At 43.9% G+C, this 17,993-nt stretch carries 14 protein-coding genes and 1 pseudogene; 8 read left to right on the top strand and 7 right to left on the bottom strand.

What is annotated here, in order from left to right; translation table 11 throughout:
- Window positions 1-63: 63 nt before the first annotated feature.
- Window positions 64-699, bottom strand: coding sequence for an LON peptidase substrate-binding domain-containing protein (locus LN893_RS12255; protein ID WP_229970442.1), 636 nt, complete (start codon window positions 697-699; stop codon window positions 64-66).
- 164 nt (window positions 700-863) lie between these two features.
- On the opposite strand from LN893_RS12255, the gene mtgA reads away from it, so the two are divergent.
- Window positions 864-1,601, top strand: coding sequence for a monofunctional biosynthetic peptidoglycan transglycosylase (gene mtgA / locus LN893_RS12260; protein ID WP_229970444.1), 738 nt, complete (start codon window positions 864-866; stop codon window positions 1,599-1,601).
- Window positions 1,585-2,064, top strand: a complete 480-nt coding sequence (locus LN893_RS12265; protein ID WP_229970446.1) for a YybH family protein — start codon at window positions 1,585-1,587, stop codon at window positions 2,062-2,064. Before mtgA ends, LN893_RS12265 begins: the two co-directional genes overlap by 17 nt.
- An 86-nt stretch (window positions 2,065-2,150) precedes the next feature.
- On the opposite strand, the gene LN893_RS12270 is transcribed toward LN893_RS12265, so the two are convergent.
- The 4 genes from LN893_RS12270 to LN893_RS12285 all read right to left on the bottom strand — a co-directional run bounded on the left by LN893_RS12270 (window position 2,151) and on the right by LN893_RS12285 (window position 7,711).
- The gene (locus LN893_RS12270) at window positions 2,151-3,290 is read right to left on the bottom strand and encodes an App1 family protein phosphatidate phosphatase (RefSeq protein ID WP_229970448.1); all 1,140 of its coding nucleotides are present in this window, start codon (window positions 3,288-3,290) and stop codon (window positions 2,151-2,153) included.
- Between the two features lie 38 nt (window positions 3,291-3,328).
- Window positions 3,329-4,171, bottom strand: coding sequence for a M48 family metalloprotease (locus tag LN893_RS12275; protein ID WP_229970449.1), 843 nt, complete (start codon window positions 4,169-4,171; stop codon window positions 3,329-3,331).
- Window positions 4,172-4,367: 196 nt separating this feature from the next.
- Window positions 4,368-7,217 (bottom strand): M16 family metallopeptidase, encoded by a 2,850-nt coding sequence (locus LN893_RS12280; protein WP_229970451.1) that lies wholly within the window; start codon window positions 7,215-7,217, stop codon window positions 4,368-4,370.
- Between the two features lie 83 nt (window positions 7,218-7,300).
- Window positions 7,301-7,711: a hypothetical protein gene (locus LN893_RS12285; protein ID WP_229970453.1), complete on the bottom strand. Its 411-nt coding sequence runs from the start codon at window positions 7,709-7,711 to the stop codon at window positions 7,301-7,303.
- Window positions 7,712-7,998: 287 nt separating this feature from the next.
- Between LN893_RS12285 and LN893_RS12290 the strand changes: the two genes are divergently transcribed.
- Window positions 7,999-9,477, top strand: coding sequence for a peptide MFS transporter (locus tag LN893_RS12290; protein ID WP_229970455.1), 1,479 nt, complete (start codon window positions 7,999-8,001; stop codon window positions 9,475-9,477).
- 92 nt (window positions 9,478-9,569) lie between these two features.
- The gene (locus LN893_RS12295) at window positions 9,570-10,661 is read left to right on the top strand and encodes a DNA topoisomerase IB (RefSeq protein WP_229970457.1); all 1,092 of its coding nucleotides are present in this window, start codon (window positions 9,570-9,572) and stop codon (window positions 10,659-10,661) included.
- A 198-nt stretch (window positions 10,662-10,859) separates the two neighbouring features.
- On the opposite strand, the gene pgi is transcribed toward LN893_RS12295, so the two are convergent.
- Window positions 10,860-12,509, bottom strand: coding sequence for a glucose-6-phosphate isomerase (pgi, locus tag LN893_RS12300; protein WP_229970459.1), 1,650 nt, complete (start codon window positions 12,507-12,509; stop codon window positions 10,860-10,862).
- A 678-nt stretch (window positions 12,510-13,187) separates the two neighbouring features.
- On the opposite strand from pgi, the gene LN893_RS12305 reads away from it, so the two are divergent.
- From LN893_RS12305 to LN893_RS12315, 3 genes are all read left to right on the top strand, one after another.
- Complete coding sequence (locus tag LN893_RS12305; RefSeq protein ID WP_229970461.1) at window positions 13,188-13,934, top strand: beta-phosphoglucomutase family hydrolase; 747 nt, start codon at window positions 13,188-13,190, stop codon at window positions 13,932-13,934.
- Window positions 13,935-13,937: 3 nt separating this feature from the next.
- Window positions 13,938-14,780 (top strand): trehalose-phosphatase, encoded by an 843-nt coding sequence (otsB, locus tag LN893_RS12310; RefSeq protein ID WP_229970463.1) that lies wholly within the window; start codon window positions 13,938-13,940, stop codon window positions 14,778-14,780.
- A gap of 283 nt (window positions 14,781-15,063) precedes the next feature.
- Complete coding sequence (locus LN893_RS12315; RefSeq protein ID WP_229970465.1) at window positions 15,064-16,011, top strand: 1-phosphofructokinase family hexose kinase; 948 nt, start codon at window positions 15,064-15,066, stop codon at window positions 16,009-16,011.
- 186 nt (window positions 16,012-16,197) lie between these two features.
- Here LN893_RS12315 and fbaA read toward each other — a convergent pair whose 3' ends face one another.
- Entirely contained in the window at window positions 16,198-17,277 is a 1,080-nt protein-coding gene (fbaA, locus tag LN893_RS12320) for a class II fructose-bisphosphate aldolase (RefSeq protein WP_229970468.1), read from the bottom strand.
- Window positions 17,278-17,828: 551 nt separating this feature from the next.
- Here fbaA and LN893_RS20955 point away from each other — a divergent pair.
- Window positions 17,829-17,993 (top strand): annotated as a pseudogene (locus tag LN893_RS20955) (IS982 family transposase); the annotation flags it as partial.

A 17,993-nucleotide genomic window follows, 5' to 3' on the forward strand; every position in this document is an offset into this window, starting at 1 on the left:
GCAGTTAAAATATGGGGTTTGTGCTGATTAAACTTCGAAAGCTTTTGAGAACTAAGAATGGCCTTAAAAATTGGGTGGTGTCAGGTTTTTGAAGTGGCCGTTTTGTTTTACCCGCACCTTTAGGCGTTCTGCTTCTTCTACAATGGGGATTATAGTTATAAGGTGCTGTAGCAGCAGTTCCTGCCGATCGCTTTCGTTTGGGAGTTGTAGCAAAAGGTATTCCTGCTCTACCGATAATCCTAAATGATGGGCTATATCATACGATTTGAAATCTTCGGGTAAGTCAAGAAACAGCGTGCGCAGACCCAGTACTTCGTGTAGCTTTTGCATGCACTCCTTTATTTTCAGCTTGGTAACTATATCTTCGGTACCCTCATCAGTTATCTTTTTTACCTCTCCACCAGCGTATAACCTGCCAGGTGCTTGTTTATCGAACTGTTTAACCTTGAAAATCGATACACCTTTTGTGCGGATATCCATTTCGCCATTATCGTATTTCTTTTCGATTTGCAGAATCTTAACCTCTGTTCCGTATTCACCTACTTTGTTATCTATAAAAGTAGGAATGCCAAAGCTTGTGTTGTTCGTGATGCAATCTAACACCAGTTGTTTGTACCTTGGCTCAAAGATGTGCAGGTTCAGCTTTTCACCTGGGAAGACGACAATTTCAAGAGGAAATAATGGAAGATACTTTGCCATAAGTAGGCTATATGGTTCTGCTTTAGGTTTATAGTTGGTTGAATGATAACAACCTTAGAGAAGTACGGTTTAAACTTGCCCCTTGTTAAGCTTAAGTTTTTTATAGTGTTTAAATATAAGCCGCAAATACTTTACATTTGCGGCCTTTAGCGTTACACTTCAACATGAAAAAGAGGCAACTAGGGCTGGGGCAAACAAAGCTGCTGTTCGTTAAACTTCTTCTTACTTTATTTCTTCTGAGCGTTGCCTGGGTGCTGCTGTATCGTTGGGTTGCGCCTCCTGTTACTTTACACATGATGCAGCGCAGGGCAGAGGCAGGAGCAGCTTCCAAGGAAGATCCAGCAATCGACTACCGCTTTGTTACCTTAGAGGAAATGTCGCAGCAGTTGCCCTTGGCTGTGGTTGCTTCCGAAGATCAGCTTTTTCCGCAGCACTATGGTTTTGACTTTGATGCCATCTATGGGGCTTTTAAGAGTAACACCAAGGGCAAGAAAATCAGAGGGGGCAGTACGATCAGTCAGCAGGTGGCTAAAAATGTTTTTCTGTGGCACGGGCGTAGTTATTTCAGAAAAGCATTAGAGGCTTATTTCACAGTTTTGATTGAGGTTTTGTGGGGGAAAGAGCGTATCATGGAAGTATACCTGAACATTGCAGAAATGGGAGACGGTATATTTGGTGTGGAAGCCGCTTCTCAGAACTATTTCAATACAGCTGCTAAGAATGTGGGGCGACAACAGGCTGCTCTTTTGGCCGCTGTTTTGCCCAACCCAATCAGATATTCTGCCAAAAGACCTTCTGGTTACGTGCTGAAACGCCGCTCCCGTATTACCAGAGCTATGCGGCAGTTAGGCGGAACCGCCTATATAAAATCTATACTGCCTGCCGATGAAGAACAGAAATAAACTGCCACTGGCTTTATTCTTTAGCTTAAGCCTATTTTCCTGCCAACAGAGCGAGAAGCAGCAAGTTGCTTCTTCTACTTCTATAGATACTGCCAACACAGAGGAGCAGGTTCGGCAAGTCCTAAACGAGCAGGCGTCCTGCTGGAGCAAAGGCGATTTGGAGTGCTACATGGATGGTTACTGGAAGTCAGATTCCTTGCTGTTTATCGGGAAAAGCGGCCTGACTTACGGATGGCAACAAACTCTGGACAACTACAAGCGCAGCTACCCCAACACAGACGCCATGGGTAAACTAACATTCGACCTGAAGGAGGTAAAGCCCTTGTCAGGTGAGACGATGCTGGTGGTAGGGAAATGGCACCTAGCCCGTAATATTGCAGAGGGTGACCTGCAAGGGCATTTCTCTGTCATCTTCAGGAAATTCACCAACGGCTGGAAAATCATCGCCGACCATTCAAGTTAAGCCATACTGATTGCTAAAAGCTTCATATGTAGAAGATGTATAGCTCAAACACTCACTAATTCCCAAACCCTCTAACTTTTTAACTGCTAAGCGTCACCCTCTTCGTCTTGTTCCGTTGTTGTTTTTATAACAGGCAGTTCTTCTGTAAAGATAAAACCATTATCAGCGGCATGTTTGGCGGCTTCTAAAGTTTGTTTTACCAGCACCATTTCTACTTCTCCGCCAACCTTTAATTCGTCCGAAATCTGCACAACCTTTCGGGAGTGTTTCTCAATGTTTACATCCCGAATGTAAACTGCCATAATGCGGCCTGGGTAATTCTTCACCACTTCACTGTAAATGGCGGCATCTTGTTGCCCGCTATCTCCAATCAAAATAAAGTTGAGCTTTGGATAAGTAATAAGCAGGTTTTCGATTTCCTTATACTTATGGCCCATGTGGTCAGAGGCCAGGAACTTCTTATCATCTATTCCAAAATCGCGGAGCAGGAGAGGGCCTTGCGGAATTTCATTCAGCTCGAGGAAGTGGTATAGCAGGTCGTAGGTGTTCCAGGGGCTGCTGGAAACATAAAAGAACGGATTGTTGTGTTTGCCGTTGCGACCCAATTGCAACGAACGGTAGAACGACGACACACCATGAAAGGGAATGCGGCTGTGAGCATTGTTCAGCAACACGTTCCTTCCTGTCTGTAGCAAGCTTGTAGCACCTGTACGAACTATCGTATCATCTATATCGGAGATAATGCCATACTCTGCATCAGGGGGTGGCACTAGTACATAAGCAGGCTCAACAATGTCTTCATCAAACTTAACGGGTGCGTCTATTAGTTTTATGTCTATAGAATGCCAGATATCATCTAGTACAAGTGGCTTTTTAGGTTCAATGTTCAGCACAAAGTAACCTTCTACATCTGTTGTCACTTCATAAGTTTCGCCCTGGAATTGAAGCTGCACTCTGGCATTTGGAATCTCGTCACTCTCGAAGCGACGGTACATATTCAGGAGGTTTTCCCAAAGCGTGTCTTGTTCTTCAGAAACAGTGATTCCTTTATCAACCAGCACACGTCCTTTTACATACAACCTGTTTGGGGTGCCGTAGCTGCGATAGGTAACAATCTGCAATGGTTTTAGCAGGTTTAGTCTACGCTTTAGTTTAAAAGTGAGTGTGTCGAATTTCTCCTCTGCCTTTAGTACAGTTTTAACTGCTGCTTTTTTGATGTCTTTCATAATAAAAATATTGCCTGCACATTAGTGCAGGCAAAGATTTAGAGTTGGTTCAAAGCATTTTTCAATGCATTAAAATCGGTGTCGGCGGCTGAGGTAGTCTTACAACCCAAATCCTGTGCCTGCTGCTGTATGTTCTGTATTCGGTTTTCAGGGTTTGGGTGGGTGCTCAGGAATTCTGGTGTTCTTCCGCCCTGTTCTTCCTGGTTAAGTTTCACAAAGAAGCCAGCCGCACCATCGCAGGCGTAATGCTCTGTGCCACCGAGGTACTGCACAGACATGTTGTCGGCTTCTGTTTCAGCTTCGCGGCTAAATCTTAAACCTGCAAACTGTCCTGCCAACTGACCAGCAATCTGCTGTAACGTGCCCGAGTCGTTGCCTAATGCCACCGACAGCAATAGTGCAATACCGTAATCTCTTTGAAGCTGTCGTACACTGTGGCGTCTGTCGGCATGTGCTATTTCGTGTGCTAGTACACCTGCTAAGTGGTCCTCATCCTCTAAAAACTTTACAAGCCCAGAATAGACGTAGATATAACCTCCAGGTGTGGCAAAAGCGTTCAGCATCTCATCGTCGTTGATGATTTTCACATTCCACTCAAATTCATTTCTGTAGCGCACCTCACCAGAGTCAAGCACTCTGTTTACTATTCTGTCAAGGCTAGTGTAGGCGGTTCTCACATTTGCGTTAGAACTGTTTCGCTCCAACAGCTGGCCGTTAGCACGATACGTAGAGTCAACTTCAGCTGAAACCTGCTGGCCAAGCCGTACATCATCCTCAATAGAGAAGATCAGTATTCCATCACCGTCTCCGCAACTGCTGAGGAGCGTGGTGCAAATAAGTACCCATAGCCACACCAGCGGCATATTTTTTAATCTGTTCATTTTATTTCATCTTTAAGATAAATGCTCCCATAGCTGTCTGCTAACAACCCATCAGCGCCAGTGCATTTGTGTGGCTTTACGTTAGTAGAACTCTCTTTTGTTGCGCTTCGCTTACGCCAGCGCATTTGCACACAGCGGTTAAAACAAAAAAGCCCTTGAAGTGCTTCAAGGGCTTTTAAAAGTGTAGTATGATTACTTATTTAACGGATGATGTGCCTATTGGGTTACCATCTGTGTCAAGTTCAATGATTTCGTAATTAAGCTGTTGCAGTTTTGGTAACACGGTTTTCTTATCGCCTACCACAATTATGTGCATGTTGTCTACTGGCAGGTTTTTAGCAGCCAGTGCATCAATCTCCTGCTTCGTTATGTTCTGCAGAATGTTAGTTTGCTTTTTAACGAAGTCTTTGTTCAGGTTATACTCGATGATCTGACCAAGGAAACCTGCTTTCTGACGTGGCGTTTCATACTTGCGGGCATCAGCCTGGCCAATAGAGTTCTTCATGAACTGAAGTTCTTCTTCAGTGACACCGTTGTTCTTAAAGTTCGTCATTTCTTTCATGAACTCTGTTACAGACTCAGCAGTGGCATCGGCACGAACACCAGCAGAAGCCGTGAACACACCACCGTACTTATTACCACCAAAGCCAGAACGGGCACCGTATGTATAGCCTTTGTCTTCACGCAGGTTAAGGTTAATGCGGCTGTTAAAAGCACCACCTAACGCGTAATTCATTAAGCCAGCTTTATAATATTCGCCTGTGGCATCGTAAGGCATAGCTAAGTAACCGATACGGATCTCAGACTGTGCAGCATCTGTTTTGTCTACCAAATAGATGCGTGTTTTATCGATGCTAGGGGCTTTTGGCGTTGTTGGAACCTTCACGTTCTTCTTCTCCCACTTATTCAGGAAAGAAAGTTTGTTCATGATTTCCTTTTCGCTGATATCGCCTACTACTACCAGATTTGCTACAGAAGGAGAGACGCTGGTTTTGTAGAATTGCTTCACATCATCCAAAGTGATAGTAGAAACGGTTTCCTCTGTGCCTGAAGTTGGCACAGCTTGGAAGTTTCCTTCGCCATAAAGCACCTTGTTGTATACTTTGCTGGCGATAGCCGTTGGCTGCGTTGCCTGGTTGGCAATGCCCTCCAATTGCTGCTTCTTCAAACGATCGAAATCATCTTGTGCAAACTTAGGTCGGAACATACGTTCTTCCAGTAACTTCAGCGTCTTGTCCAGGTTCTTCGTCAGGGAATTAACGTAAACAACTATTTCATTGGAACCACCACCAATAGAGATGCTGCTACCGAGTTTGTTCAGTTCATTAGAGAATTCTTCGGCTGTGTAGTTCTCGGTGTCTTCGTTCATCAACGAGGTCATCAGCGAAGCAACACCTGCTTTGCCAGGGTTAGTGGCAGAAAGTCTGTGGCCGCCCTCGATAGAAAGCTGAAGCGTAACAGTTGGGATTTCGTCCGTTTGTGTACCTATTACTTTCAAGCCGTTTTTAAACTTGCTAGTATAGTAGTTTGGCACGGCAACAACCGGGTTTGCACCTGCTGCTGGTCTTTTGCTACGATCGAAGGTATCAACGGCTTTTGTGTACTGTAAGCCAGTGTATTCGTCTGGGCCTGCCACATAACCGTCTTTTGTTGGTGTAAAGTTATCAGCTTTAGCAATTAACTCTGATTGGCCTTTTGGCACTACACTCAGCACCACGCTGTTCTTGCCTTTGATGTACTGATTGTATACACGCATCACGTCTTCTTTGGTAACAGACTGAATACGCTTTAGCTCATCCTGAATATAATTAGGGTTGCCACGGAAGGTTTCGTAATAAGCCAGCTGCGATACTTTACCGCTCACGCTAGACATTCTGTTAATCAGACCAGATTCGGCAGATGCCTTGTAACGTACTAGGTCCTCGTCTGTGATGCCGCGTTTTTCAAAATCCTGGAAAGATTTTGCTACTAACTCTTCGGCATCCGATAATTTCATGTTCGGATAAGTCATGATAGAAACTGCAAACTGACCAGCCAATTCAGACGAAGAATTGTAGGCACTGGCGTTTACCGCTTTCTGCTCTTTCACGAAGTTCTTGTAAAGCACAGAGTTCTTGCCCTGACCAAATACTTCAGCCAATACATCCAACGCAGGCTCATCTTTGTGGCCCGACTGAGGAACGGGGTATGTAATGCGCAGCATCGGGAAACGTACGTTGTCTTCGTAAGAAACGTAGCGTGTTTTGTCAAGTGTCGGTACCATTGGCTTCATATTCTCTACCGCTGGTCCGGCAGGTATGGAGCCAAAATATTTTTCAGCTAACTTCACTACCTCGGCAGGCTTCACATCGCCACCAACGGTAAGAACTGCATTGTTGGGTCCGTACCAACGCAGGAAGAAGTTCTTAAGGTCATTTAGCTGCACCCGGTTCAAGTCTTCAAGAGAACCGATAACTGGCCAGGAATATGGGTGTCCGTAAGGATAAAAAGCTTGCGCTAAGATTTCTGAAGAGCGGCCATAAGGCTGGTTGTCTACACGCTGCCCGCGCTCGTTCTTCACTGTTTCGCGCTGTACTTCAAATTTTGGTTGCGTAACGGCATCAAGCAAAAAGCCCATGCGGTCAGCCTCTAACCACAAAGCAGTCTCAAGTTGGTTGCTCGGAATGGTTTCGTAGTAGTTGGTGCGGTCGCTGTTAGTAGAGCCGTTCAGAGTACCACCTGCATCAGATACAATCTTGAAGTGCTCTTCGTCTGCTACGTTATCAGAACCCTGAAACATCATGTGCTCGAAAAAGTGAGCAAAGCCAGATTTGCCGATATCTTCACGGGCAGAACCTACATGGTAGGTTACATCCACGTGTACCACAGGGTCAGAATGGTCTTCGTGCACGATGAGAGTAAGTCCATTTGCCAGTTTATACTTTTCGTAAGGTATAACTAGCTCGCTACCTTTTTTGGTAACTTTCTCGATTTGCTTAGTCTGCGCTTCTGCCAAAGAAACAACACTGGCAGTGAGCACAATACTTAGGCCTACTTTTCGAAGCATAATTAAGTTGATTAGGTTAGTTTGGTGTTTAGACTAATATTAATCTAAATGGTTTAAAAGTTATATTAGTTCTAGACGAACGCCTATTTTGTCTCTACTAATACCTGTTTGCCGAACATGGCAGATACAGCCAATGTTAGAAGTGCAACTACAAGCATACCTGTTGTTAGTAAAAAAGCCATGCCAGCTGTTTGCGTTGCTTCTGCCTCTTGAGTCGCCTGCACCACTTGAAGTAAGCGTATAAAATAGGTGCCTGCACGCCAGCCAAGCAATACTGTAAGTAAGCCTGCTTCGGCTGTACCCAACAAAAAAGCCCAGCGTTTTCTGCGGTTTAGAAAATGGCCTGCCGTTAGTGCGACTACGCCTCCCAGTGCACCTGTAATTAAGGCAGTTTGTGCTTGTTCGCCTGCCACATCAACAGCTACGGCTCCGCAAGCCAGCAAAAAGAAACCGAAAAAGGCGTAGAGGTAGGAGATTTGTTTGTGTATCGTCATGTTCTATTTTGTTATGAAGTGGCTAAGATACACAACAGACGCAAGTACTGAGATTGTAAATGATTTTTATTGGTGGAGTTAAGCTTGTAAAGAACTGTATCAATATGAACATATTTGTTTAAAAGACAGCATAACTATGAGCTACTGCTTCGCCAAAATTATATCGTTGCTAAAAATCATCTTAAAAGGAAAATTGAACAAATTTGCTTATAATTTCGATGATTTATAGTTAAGTTGGTGCTGCGTTGCAATATGTTTGTCATGTTGCAAATGCTTAAAAAGAACAAATGAACGTTTCATTAGCCTCTTCAAAAAGTAGCATAAAGCAGCCGAGAGAACTCTATAACATTTGCGTTGCATCGCTGTGGAGCTTTCTCTCTTTTTATGGTATGCGGGCCATGCTGATTACGTACCTCGTAACGCAGTTGCTCTTTAAGGAAACGTACAGTTATAGTATACTTGGTGTATACTTTGCGATGATTTTTATACTGCCTTTCTTCGGTGGTATGCTGGCTGATAAGGTATTAGGCTTACGGAAAGCTATTGTGTGGGGCAGTTTTTTGCAGGTTTTAGGCCATGCTTGTCTGCTCCTGACCTACCAGCATTCGCTGTTTGCAGGTTTGGCATTTAATGCCTGCGGAAGCGGCTTTTTTATTGCAGCAGACTCTGCTTTAATAGGCACTTTGTATACCGATACGGAAGCTGAGAGTCGAGATGCTGGATACTCGATCTTCTATGTTTTCTCGAGTATGGGTGCTGCTTTAGGAGGCTTGATTTGTGGTTATGTAGGGCAGAGCATTAACTGGAAGTATGGGTTTGCCTTAGCGGGTACGTTTTCGCTTATGGCCTGCCTGCACTTTGCTTTTGGTGTGAGTAAAAAGGTTGGCGCTGTTCCTTCGCCAGAAAAGCTAAAGAGAAAGGTGTTTTTAGGTTTAAACCTGGAGGTGCTTATTTACCTGACCAGCTTTTTAGTAGTGGCGGTCATTGTCGTTCCATTTTACTTTCCTACTATAATGGATGCCATTATGCCATCAATGGTTGTGTTAGCTTTATACTATGTGGTTGTAAGTTCGCTGCAATTGCCAAAGCAGCAGCGGTGGAAGATTGCTGCAGCCTTAGTGACTTTTCTGGTGTGGGCTTTTTTTCTGGCCATGTATGAGCAAAGTGGCGGAGCCTTAAACCTCTTCGTAATCCGCAATGTAAATATGCAGTGGGGAGACTTAAAATTTTCAGGCCTAGCTCTAAACAACTTTTTACCTGGCTTTTTCCTGCTTTTTTTTACTCCATTGGCTTTTCTTGTGTGGAAGCGTTTGCATCTTTTAAAACTAGAACCTAGCACCGTAGTTAAGTTTGAGATAGGCTTTTTATTTATTGCAGCTTTTTTTGGTTTACTGTGGTTGGGGTGTCACCGCTACAGGAGCAGTGGAATATTGCCCGTCGCTTTTCTGATAGGAGGGTATTTGCTCATGGTTTGTGGTGAGGTTTGTATTGGTCCTGTAGTTTACGCAGCAACCTCAAAGCTCTCTCCAGCCAATATGACCAGTACAATGATGGGAATGTTAAGTATAACCGCCTCATTGGGCGTTTTTATGGCAGCCAAAATCGGTAAACTTACTTCTATACCAAAAGAAATCTCAGACCCTGTACAAAGCATGCCTTACTACAGTCATACCTTTGGCATGCTGGCTGTTCTCTGTGTAGTTGCCTCAGTTGTGCTTCTGGTGCTTTATCCGCTGCTGAAGAAGTGGATGCAAGATGTGCGTTGATACTGTTATTTATAACTGCTAAGGGCAAAACTTTTTATACCGTCAGCCTGTAAATTGTCTGGAGTTGCGCTGTAAGCGGCGCAGAAGCGGAAATGGCAAATAAGAAAGAAACAGACAATGTGCAGGCTTTACATGCCGATCCGAGTTTATCGGCGGCTTGGGCAGGATTAAGATATACATCAGATGCAAGCGCAGGTATCACTCGGAAAAAAGCAGGTAAAGGCTTCTACTATGTAAATGCAAAAGGGGAGAAGGTAGAGGACGAGAAAACGCTGGAGCGAATAAACAAGTTGGTTATACCACCCGCCTGGACTGATGTTTGGATTTCCCCTCACCCGAAAGGGCATTTACAGGCTACTGGTAGAGATGCCAAGGGACGCAAACAATACCTGTACCATGAAGGCTGGAAAAAGGTGAGAAACCTGACTAAATTCAGCCGTATGGTTGCTTTTGGGAAGCAGCTCCCGCATATACGGGAGCAAATAGAGAAAGACATGCGTTCGCCTAAGCTGAACAGGCAGAAGGTAACTGCGCTTGTGCTAACCATCATGGATAACGCGCTTATTCGGATAGGAAATCGTGCTTATGCCAAAGAAAACAAGTCTTATGGTTTAACCACTTTACGCGATAGACATGTGAAGGTGGAGGGCAGCAAAATCCGATTTATGTTTAAGGGGAAAAAAGGGGTGGAGCACGAAATTGACTTAAAAGATAGACGCCTTGCCAGACTGGTTAAGAAGTGTCGTGATATTCCCGGCTACGATCTTTTTCAGTATTACGACGAAGAAGGAAACCGACAAACCTTAGATTCTGGTGATGTAAACGAGTATTTGCACGAGGTAACCAATGAAGACTTCACAGCAAAGGATTTTCGCACCTGGGGTGGCACCGTACGTATGGTGGAATGCTTAGAGAATGTAGTAGATGAGAACCCAGAGTTCGACAAGGAAAAGGGCGTAAAAGCTGCTGTGAAAGAAGTAGCAAAAGGCTTGGGAAACACTCCAAGTGTTTGCAGTAAATATTACATTCACCCAGAAGTAGTAAACCTGTTTAAAGAAGACCGTTTGCTAGGGTATTTAAAAGAGCATGATGCCTCTAAACCCCAACAGCAGTATTTATCAGGCACCGAAGAACTGGTCATTAAAATGCTGGAAAGGGTAGCAAAGGAGAAAAAAGCTGCTTAAACAGTAGTGAGTTACGAGTTTCTGATTCCGAGTTAGGAATGCAAGCTATGCCTCGAAATAGCAAATTGCCTTTGCTCAAAAAGACCTCACAGTGTCTTTCAGACCTGTGAGCGTCTGTGTGACAGAAGCAGCAGCAAAAACAAAACCCCAGCCACTGATGCACAGTAGCTGGGGTTTTGTTTATTGTGATGAAAAAGCTTAAGCTTTGTTACTTCTATAGTAGTTGATCAAGCCGCTGGTAGAACTGTCGTGGTCAGCGTCTTTACTATTTAGCAACTCTTCTTCTATAGCACCAGCTAGTTGTTTGCCGAGCTCTACACCCCACTGATCGAAGCTGTAAACGTTCCAGATTACGCCTTGCACAAATACCTTGTGCTCGTACATAGCTACCAGGCTACCTAAAGTATAAGGCGTCAACAGCTTAAACATGATAGAAGTAGTCGGTTTGTTGCCTGCAAAAACCTTATGTGGCACTAATGCTTCCAACTCTTCAGCAGGCATGTTTTTCTTGCCAAGTTCAGCGCGTACTTCCTCTTCTGTCTTGCCTTTCATCAAAGCCTCAGTTTGGGCAAAGAAGTTTGAGAGCAGCATTGGGTGGTGGTTGCCCAACGGGTTGTGGCTGTTTACAGGCGCTATAAAATCGCAAGGAATCAGCACAGAGCCTTGGTGTATAAGCTGGAAGAACGAGTGCTGGCTATTAGTACCTGCCGCTCCCCAAATTACTGGTTGTGTCTCGTAATCTACAAAATCGCCATTACGGGTTGCCGTTTTACCATTACTTTCCATTAGTAGTTGCTGCATATACTCAGGTAATAGGCGCAGGTATTGGTCGTAAGGTAGCACAGCATGCGATTGTGCTCCGAAGAAGTTCGTGTACCAGGTGCTAAGCAAGCCCATCAGTACAGGAACGTTCTGGCGCATCGGCGTATTTTTGAAGTGCTTGTCCATAGATTCTGCACCACGTAGCAACTGCTCGAAATTATCGTACCCGATAGCACAAGCAATAGACAAACCGATAGCAGACCACAAAGAGAAGCGGCCGCCTACCCAATCCCAGAATCTGAAGGTATTTTCGGGTGCAATACCAAACTCTTCTACCGCTGTTGTGTTAGTAGAAAGTGCCACAAAATGCTTTTTCACATGGGCCTGGTCCTGCGCCTTTTTCAGGAACCACTCACGGGCAGTATAAGCATTGGTTATTGTTTCCTTTGTAGTGAAGGTTTTGGAAGCAATTATAAACAATGTAGTTTCAGGATCGAGGTTCTTTAAGGCTTCAGCCGCATCCGTACCATCTACGTTCGAGATGAAGTACACTTCTATGCCTGGCACTTTGTAGCTCTTCAGGGCCTCATAGATCATTTGCGGACCAAGGTGCGATCCACCGATACCGATATTTACCACACTCGTGATTTTTTTGCCAGTATAACCCTGCCACTCGCCGCTGTGCAGTTTATTGCAGAAGCTTTTCATTTGCTGCTGCACATCACGCACCTCAGCTAGCACATCCTCTCCATCTACTACAAGCTCATCGTCAGAAAAATTTCGCAAGGCTGTGTGCAAAACAGCTCTTCCCTCTGTCGCGTTTATTTTATCGCCACGGAACATGCTTTGTATAGCCGCAGGCAATTCTATTTCCTCTGCCAATTGTGTAAGCAGGTCAAGCGTCTCTTCTGTAATGCGGTTCTTTGAGAGGTCGTACAGTGTATCTTCCAACGTGATGGAAAGCTTCTCGAATCGCTGCGGATCTTGTTTAAATAAATCACGCAGGTGCTGCGGTTTTAACTCAGCAAAATGTGCCTCTAATTTTTTCCAGGCAGCAGTAGAAGTGGGGTTGTGTTTTTTCAGCATAGTTAATTTGTGTAAATGAATTACGCAAAGAACTACTGTAATCTGCGTATCAAGGTTCTTATTATCTTTTAGAAACGCTATATTAAATATTTTGACGGACTAATGCCGTTTTATTTGGCTATTGCCAAGCGTAGCTTAGCAAAGGTATTATATATGCTCATGTTGCTTAGCCAGTATGTTCTTTAGGATAAAGATTTGCAAAGTAAATTTTTGCGTTCTTGAAAGCTTGAAAAGAAAGGTTTCAAACTTAGAGTAATCAAACTCATTATAGCACCACTGGCTATGTGTTGATTACCATGTATATAAGGTGCCTATTCTGATTGCAGAATGCAAGCACTTCATCTACTCATTTTTCAAAGTTTCAAAAGAAACGATCATTTTACAACAGTAATCGTAATGGCGTTATGTTCTGTAGAAAAGCAGTTTTACTATCAGAAGATAGCGAAAATGCTTTATAAAACGGAAAGTTTGGTTATCTTGGCATGATTGTCTGGAATTATTAAGAGCAGGTTTCAAGAAATTCCTTTCGGAACTTGGCGCAATAACTAACGGTGTTAAAACAGTAGTTTCGATACTTTTGCATCAGGTGGTAATGAGAAACAAAGCTGCAGCATCTTCTTTAGTAGTTCCAGAGGCATGGGTGAGAAAAGTTTAAAATAATTAACTATAAAAACTATAATGAGCAACCTGAATACTCTAATTCGTGAGAAAAACATTAAAGCCCTAATCCTGGATATGGATGGAGTTATTACCAGAACCGCCACTTTACATGCGGAAGCCTGGAAAAAAATGTGTGATGCGTTTTTAAGACAGCGAAGTGAGCAGGAAGGTAAAAGTTATGAGCCATTTAAGTTTGTGGAAGATTATCATGAGTATGTGGACGGTGTGCCGAGGCTAGATGGTGTGCGGAATTTTTTATGGTCCAGAGGCATATCGTTACCAGAAGGAAATGCGAATGATGAAGCTGGTTTTGATACGGTAGTTAGCCTGGGGCAGATGAAGAACCTGTACTTTATGGAGTTGCTGAAACAAAGCGGTGTAGAGGTGTTCGATGATACTGTAAACTGGGTAAGACAGCAAAAAGAAAACGGCATGCAGGTTGCCATCGTATCAGCAAGTAAGAACTGTTTCGACATAGTGCGCCGTGCTGGTGTAGAGAGTTTGTTTGAAGCAAGAGTAGATGGTTTGGTAGCCGGAGAACTGAAGTTGGAAGGTAAGCCTGCCCCTGATATCTTTCTAGAGGCCGCTAAGCGTTTAGGTGTGGCTCCAGAAGAAGCTGCCATTTTCGAGGATGCTTGGGCTGGCGTAGCTGCAGGTAAAACTGGTGGATTTGGACTTGTTGTAGGTGTAGATCGTGGCTCAAACAAAGAACTGCTCGAAAAGCATGGAGCAGACCTAGTGATAAATAATTTCACGAACGAATAAAAAATGCAAGAACCGAAGGATAAGAATATTACCCTAAGAGAAGCAAGCGAATTACCTGCTGTAGCAGATTGGAAAGACGAGCTACAGCAAAAGCTGAAAAGCAAAAAGCCAACTGTGTTTCTTGATTACGATGGCTGCCTGAGCCCTATTGTTAAGGATCCTGCCAAAGCTGTTCTTTCTGAGGAAATGAAAAGCGTGCTACAGGAGCTGGCTAAAGTGTGTAAGGTGGCAGTAGTAAGCGGACGCGATAGGCAAAATGTACAAAACCTGGTAAACCTGGATATGCTATATTATGCAGGTTCGCACGGATTTGATATCACAGGGCCTGATGGCATGAGCGCCGAACCAGGCGGTGCCAAAGAAGCCCTGCCAGCCCTCGATAGATCGGAGCAGGAACTACAGGAGCTTATCGGTAACATAGCAGGTGCACAGGTGGAGCGAAAACGCTATGCCATTGCCGTGCACTACCGTAATGTGGCTGATGAAGAAGTAGATAAAGTCAGAAATGCTGTAGACGAAGTACTGAGTAACCATAAGGAGCTTAAGAAAGGCCTGGGCAAGAAAATTATAGAACTGAAACCAAATCTGGATTGGCATAAGGGAAAGGCAGTGCTTTGGCTGATGGAAGCCATTGGGCTGAAAGAAGAGGAAGTAGTGCCAATGTACATCGGGGACGATATTACAGATGAAGATGCTTTTGCCACACTGCAAGGTAGAGGCATAACCATACTAGTTGGAGAACATGACGACAAAACGGCCGCTGATTATAGTTTAGAGGATGTAGAGGATGTTAGGGCTTTTTTAAGCGACCTCACTCAAACTATAAAGCAAAACCAAAATGTCTGAATGGAACCTTACAAACAACAATCACAAACCTGAAGAACAACCGTTGGCGAGGATATTAGTACCCTCGTCAACGGTTGTTTTGCTTCTAGGGGAACGTACTTAAACTTGATTCCTCATTAGAAAAGTGTGAAACAATAGCTGAATTTTGCGGTTTCTGTTTTAAATACGGTTTTAGTGAAAGCTAAAGTAATGCGGTAAGTAAAGTTACTTATTGTACTGCTGATTGATAAAGCAAGCTTACCCGTTAATAGTTAACATACTAGGTCTAACATCAAAACCAAATATGCACAAAGTCATAACAATAACGCTGAACCCTGCCCTTGATAAAAGCTCAAGTGTAAAGCAGGTTTTACCCGAAAAGAAGTTGCGCTGCGAGGAGCCTGTTTTCGAGCCAGGCGGTGGCGGTATAAATGTTTCCAGGGCTATTAAGAAATTAGGCGGCGACTCTTGTGCCTGGTTTTTGGCTGGAGGTCCCTCTGGGCAAAGGTTACAGGAACTGCTGGAGGAGGAAGGTGTTGACTTTTGGGCACTTGAAACAAAGAACTGGACCCGTGAGAGTTTGATGGTGGTGGATGAAAGTAATGGCAACCAGTACCGCTTTGGTATGCCAGGCCCTGAGATAAAAGAAGAAGAATGGAAGCGTTTTGTAGATAAGTTGGAGCAGCTAGAAGAGGTGCCAGAATATGTAATAGCCAGCGGTAGCTTGCCTCCTGGTGTACCCGATGATTTTTACCTTCAGCTAGCCGTTATAGCCAATAAGAAAGGGTTTAAGCTAATAGTGGACACATCGGGCGAAGCGCTTATGAAAGCAGCAGGAGAGGGCGTATACCTGATAAAACCGAATGTAGGCGAGTTGGCAAACCTTGCAGGCAAAGAGCAGATTGGGGCAATGGAACTGGAAGAATTTGCCATGAAAGTTTTAAACGAGGGAAAATGCGAAGTGCTGGTTGTTTCTTTAGGGCCAAGAGGGGCTATGTTGGCAAACAAGAAGAGCGGAATTTCTTATGTAGTGCCGCCTACAGTTAAGCAAGGTAGTGCCGTTGGAGCAGGAGACAGTATGGTAGCAGGTATGGTGTTAGGCTTTTTGCGAGGCTATGATCTGGAAGACGTCATACGGTATGGTGTGGCCGCAGGCAGTGCCGCCACCATAACGCCAGGTTCTGAACTTTGCCGTAAAGATGATACCGATCAAATTTATGAGTGGCTACTGGATCATAAAAACATGGGATAACAGTCCTTGCTTCTGAAGCTAGAAAAGCTCCCATCCTTAGACAAGGACAGGTTAGATATAAAGGCAGATGCTATTCCTAAAATGTATCATTTTAGCAGTTTAAAAGGAGAACCAAATATCATAAACAGAAAAGGAGAAGCGAAAGCTTCTCCTTTTCTGTTTATGATATGATAAAGTATAAGATGCTTAAGCGTTACGGTTAAGCGCATTAAGGTCAGAGAATGCTTCTTTCAAACGTGTAATAAAAGTCTCTTCGCCTTTACGAAGCCAAACACGCGGATCGTAGAATTTTTTGTTTGGCTCATCAGCACCTTTAGGGTTTCCAAGCTGAGTTTGCAGATAATCCTTTTTATCCTCGTAGTAGTTCTTGATACCTTCCCAGAATGCCCATTGCATGTCAGTGTCGATGTTCATTTTAATGGCACCGTACTCAATCGCTTCAGTTATCTTAGCTTTTTCTGAACCAGAACCACCGTGGAATACGAAGTGAACTGGGTTAGGACCTGTACCGAATTTCTCCTGGATAAACTCCTGAGAGTTTTTCAAGATTTCTGGGCGAAGCTCTACGTTACCAGGCTTGTATACACCGTGTACGTTACCAAAAGCAGCAGCAATGGTAAAGTGGTTGCTTATTTTGTTTAGTTCTTCGTAAGCATAGGCAACTTCATCAGGTTGTGTATAAAGGCGCGCGCTATCTACGTCAGAATTATCTACACCGTCTTCTTCGCCACCAGTTACACCAAGTTCTATCTCAACGGTCATGCCCATTTTGTCCATACGCTTCAGGTAGCTGGCGCAGGTTTCTACGTTTTCTTTGATTTCCTCTTCAGAAAGATCCAGCATATGCGAGCTAAACAATGGCTTACCGTGCTGTGCAAAGTATTTTTCACCAGCATCTAAAAGACCATCTATCCAAGGAAGTAGTTTTTTAGCAGCGTGGTCAGTGTGAAGCACTACAGGTACACCGTAAGCCTCAGCCATTAAATGTACGTGATGAGCACCAGAAATAGCACCTGCAATGGCAGATTTTTGTAGTTCGTTGGAAAGGCCTTTGCCCGCCGCAAACTGAGCGCCACTATGCGAGAATTGAATGATAACAGGAGAGTTTACTTCTCTGGCTGTTTCCAGTACAGCATTGATAGAATTTGTGCCGATAACGTTTACGGCAGGTAGCGCAAAGTTATTTTCGTTGGCATATTTAAAGAGTTCTGTTACCTCGTCCCCGTGTAGGACGCCAGCTCTGAATCTTGGTTTAGTTTCGCTCACTGTTTCTATGTTGAAGTTGAAATTAATATACTACGTAAATATAGTTCATTCGTGGTTTGATTTCCACTAAAAGGCAAGAAAGTAACTTAAATTTTGCAAAAGTATAGGCCGATGCAGGATACATGTAAGGGTATAAAATCGGCTTCTATAGAAGATAGCCTTAGGTTTATTGCACTTATCTGCTATATTTGGTAGCTAATATGTACATAATTACGTTAAGCCAGAAGTCTTCAAAAGTTGTAAGCTGCTCCGCATACACTTAATAACACTGGAAAGGTGATGCTATGATAATGGCTTTCAGGTGATTAAAGGCAGAGAGAAATTGGGTACTGCAAAAAAGCTGTGATTTGCACAAGTGTACAATATGTAGCTTGGACTACATTTTAACAATTTTTTTGCCATAGTATTCTAAACTGTTCGGTTCTCCTTCATACGCTGGCAACCAGGTCTATACAAAGTTCTAATTATTAAGTCAAGTTGCGAATTATAAACGATGAAGCCATCCAGGTTTGTTAAGGGATAAAGCTACCAAACTTTAACCCTGACTTACCATGCATGACTTCACGATAGCAACTTACTGTTTTATTGATGATTACCTAAAGGTTGCAGGCCAAAAGCCAGCTGCCAAGCGCAAGCTCAACGACGCGGAGGTCATCACCACCGCTGCCGTATGCTGCACAAGAGCAACTTCAACCGCATGCTCCACCGCCTGAGCC

It is taken from the genome of Pontibacter harenae (assembly GCF_020907245.1).
GTDB lineage: Bacteria > Bacteroidota > Bacteroidia > Cytophagales > Hymenobacteraceae > Pontibacter > Pontibacter harenae.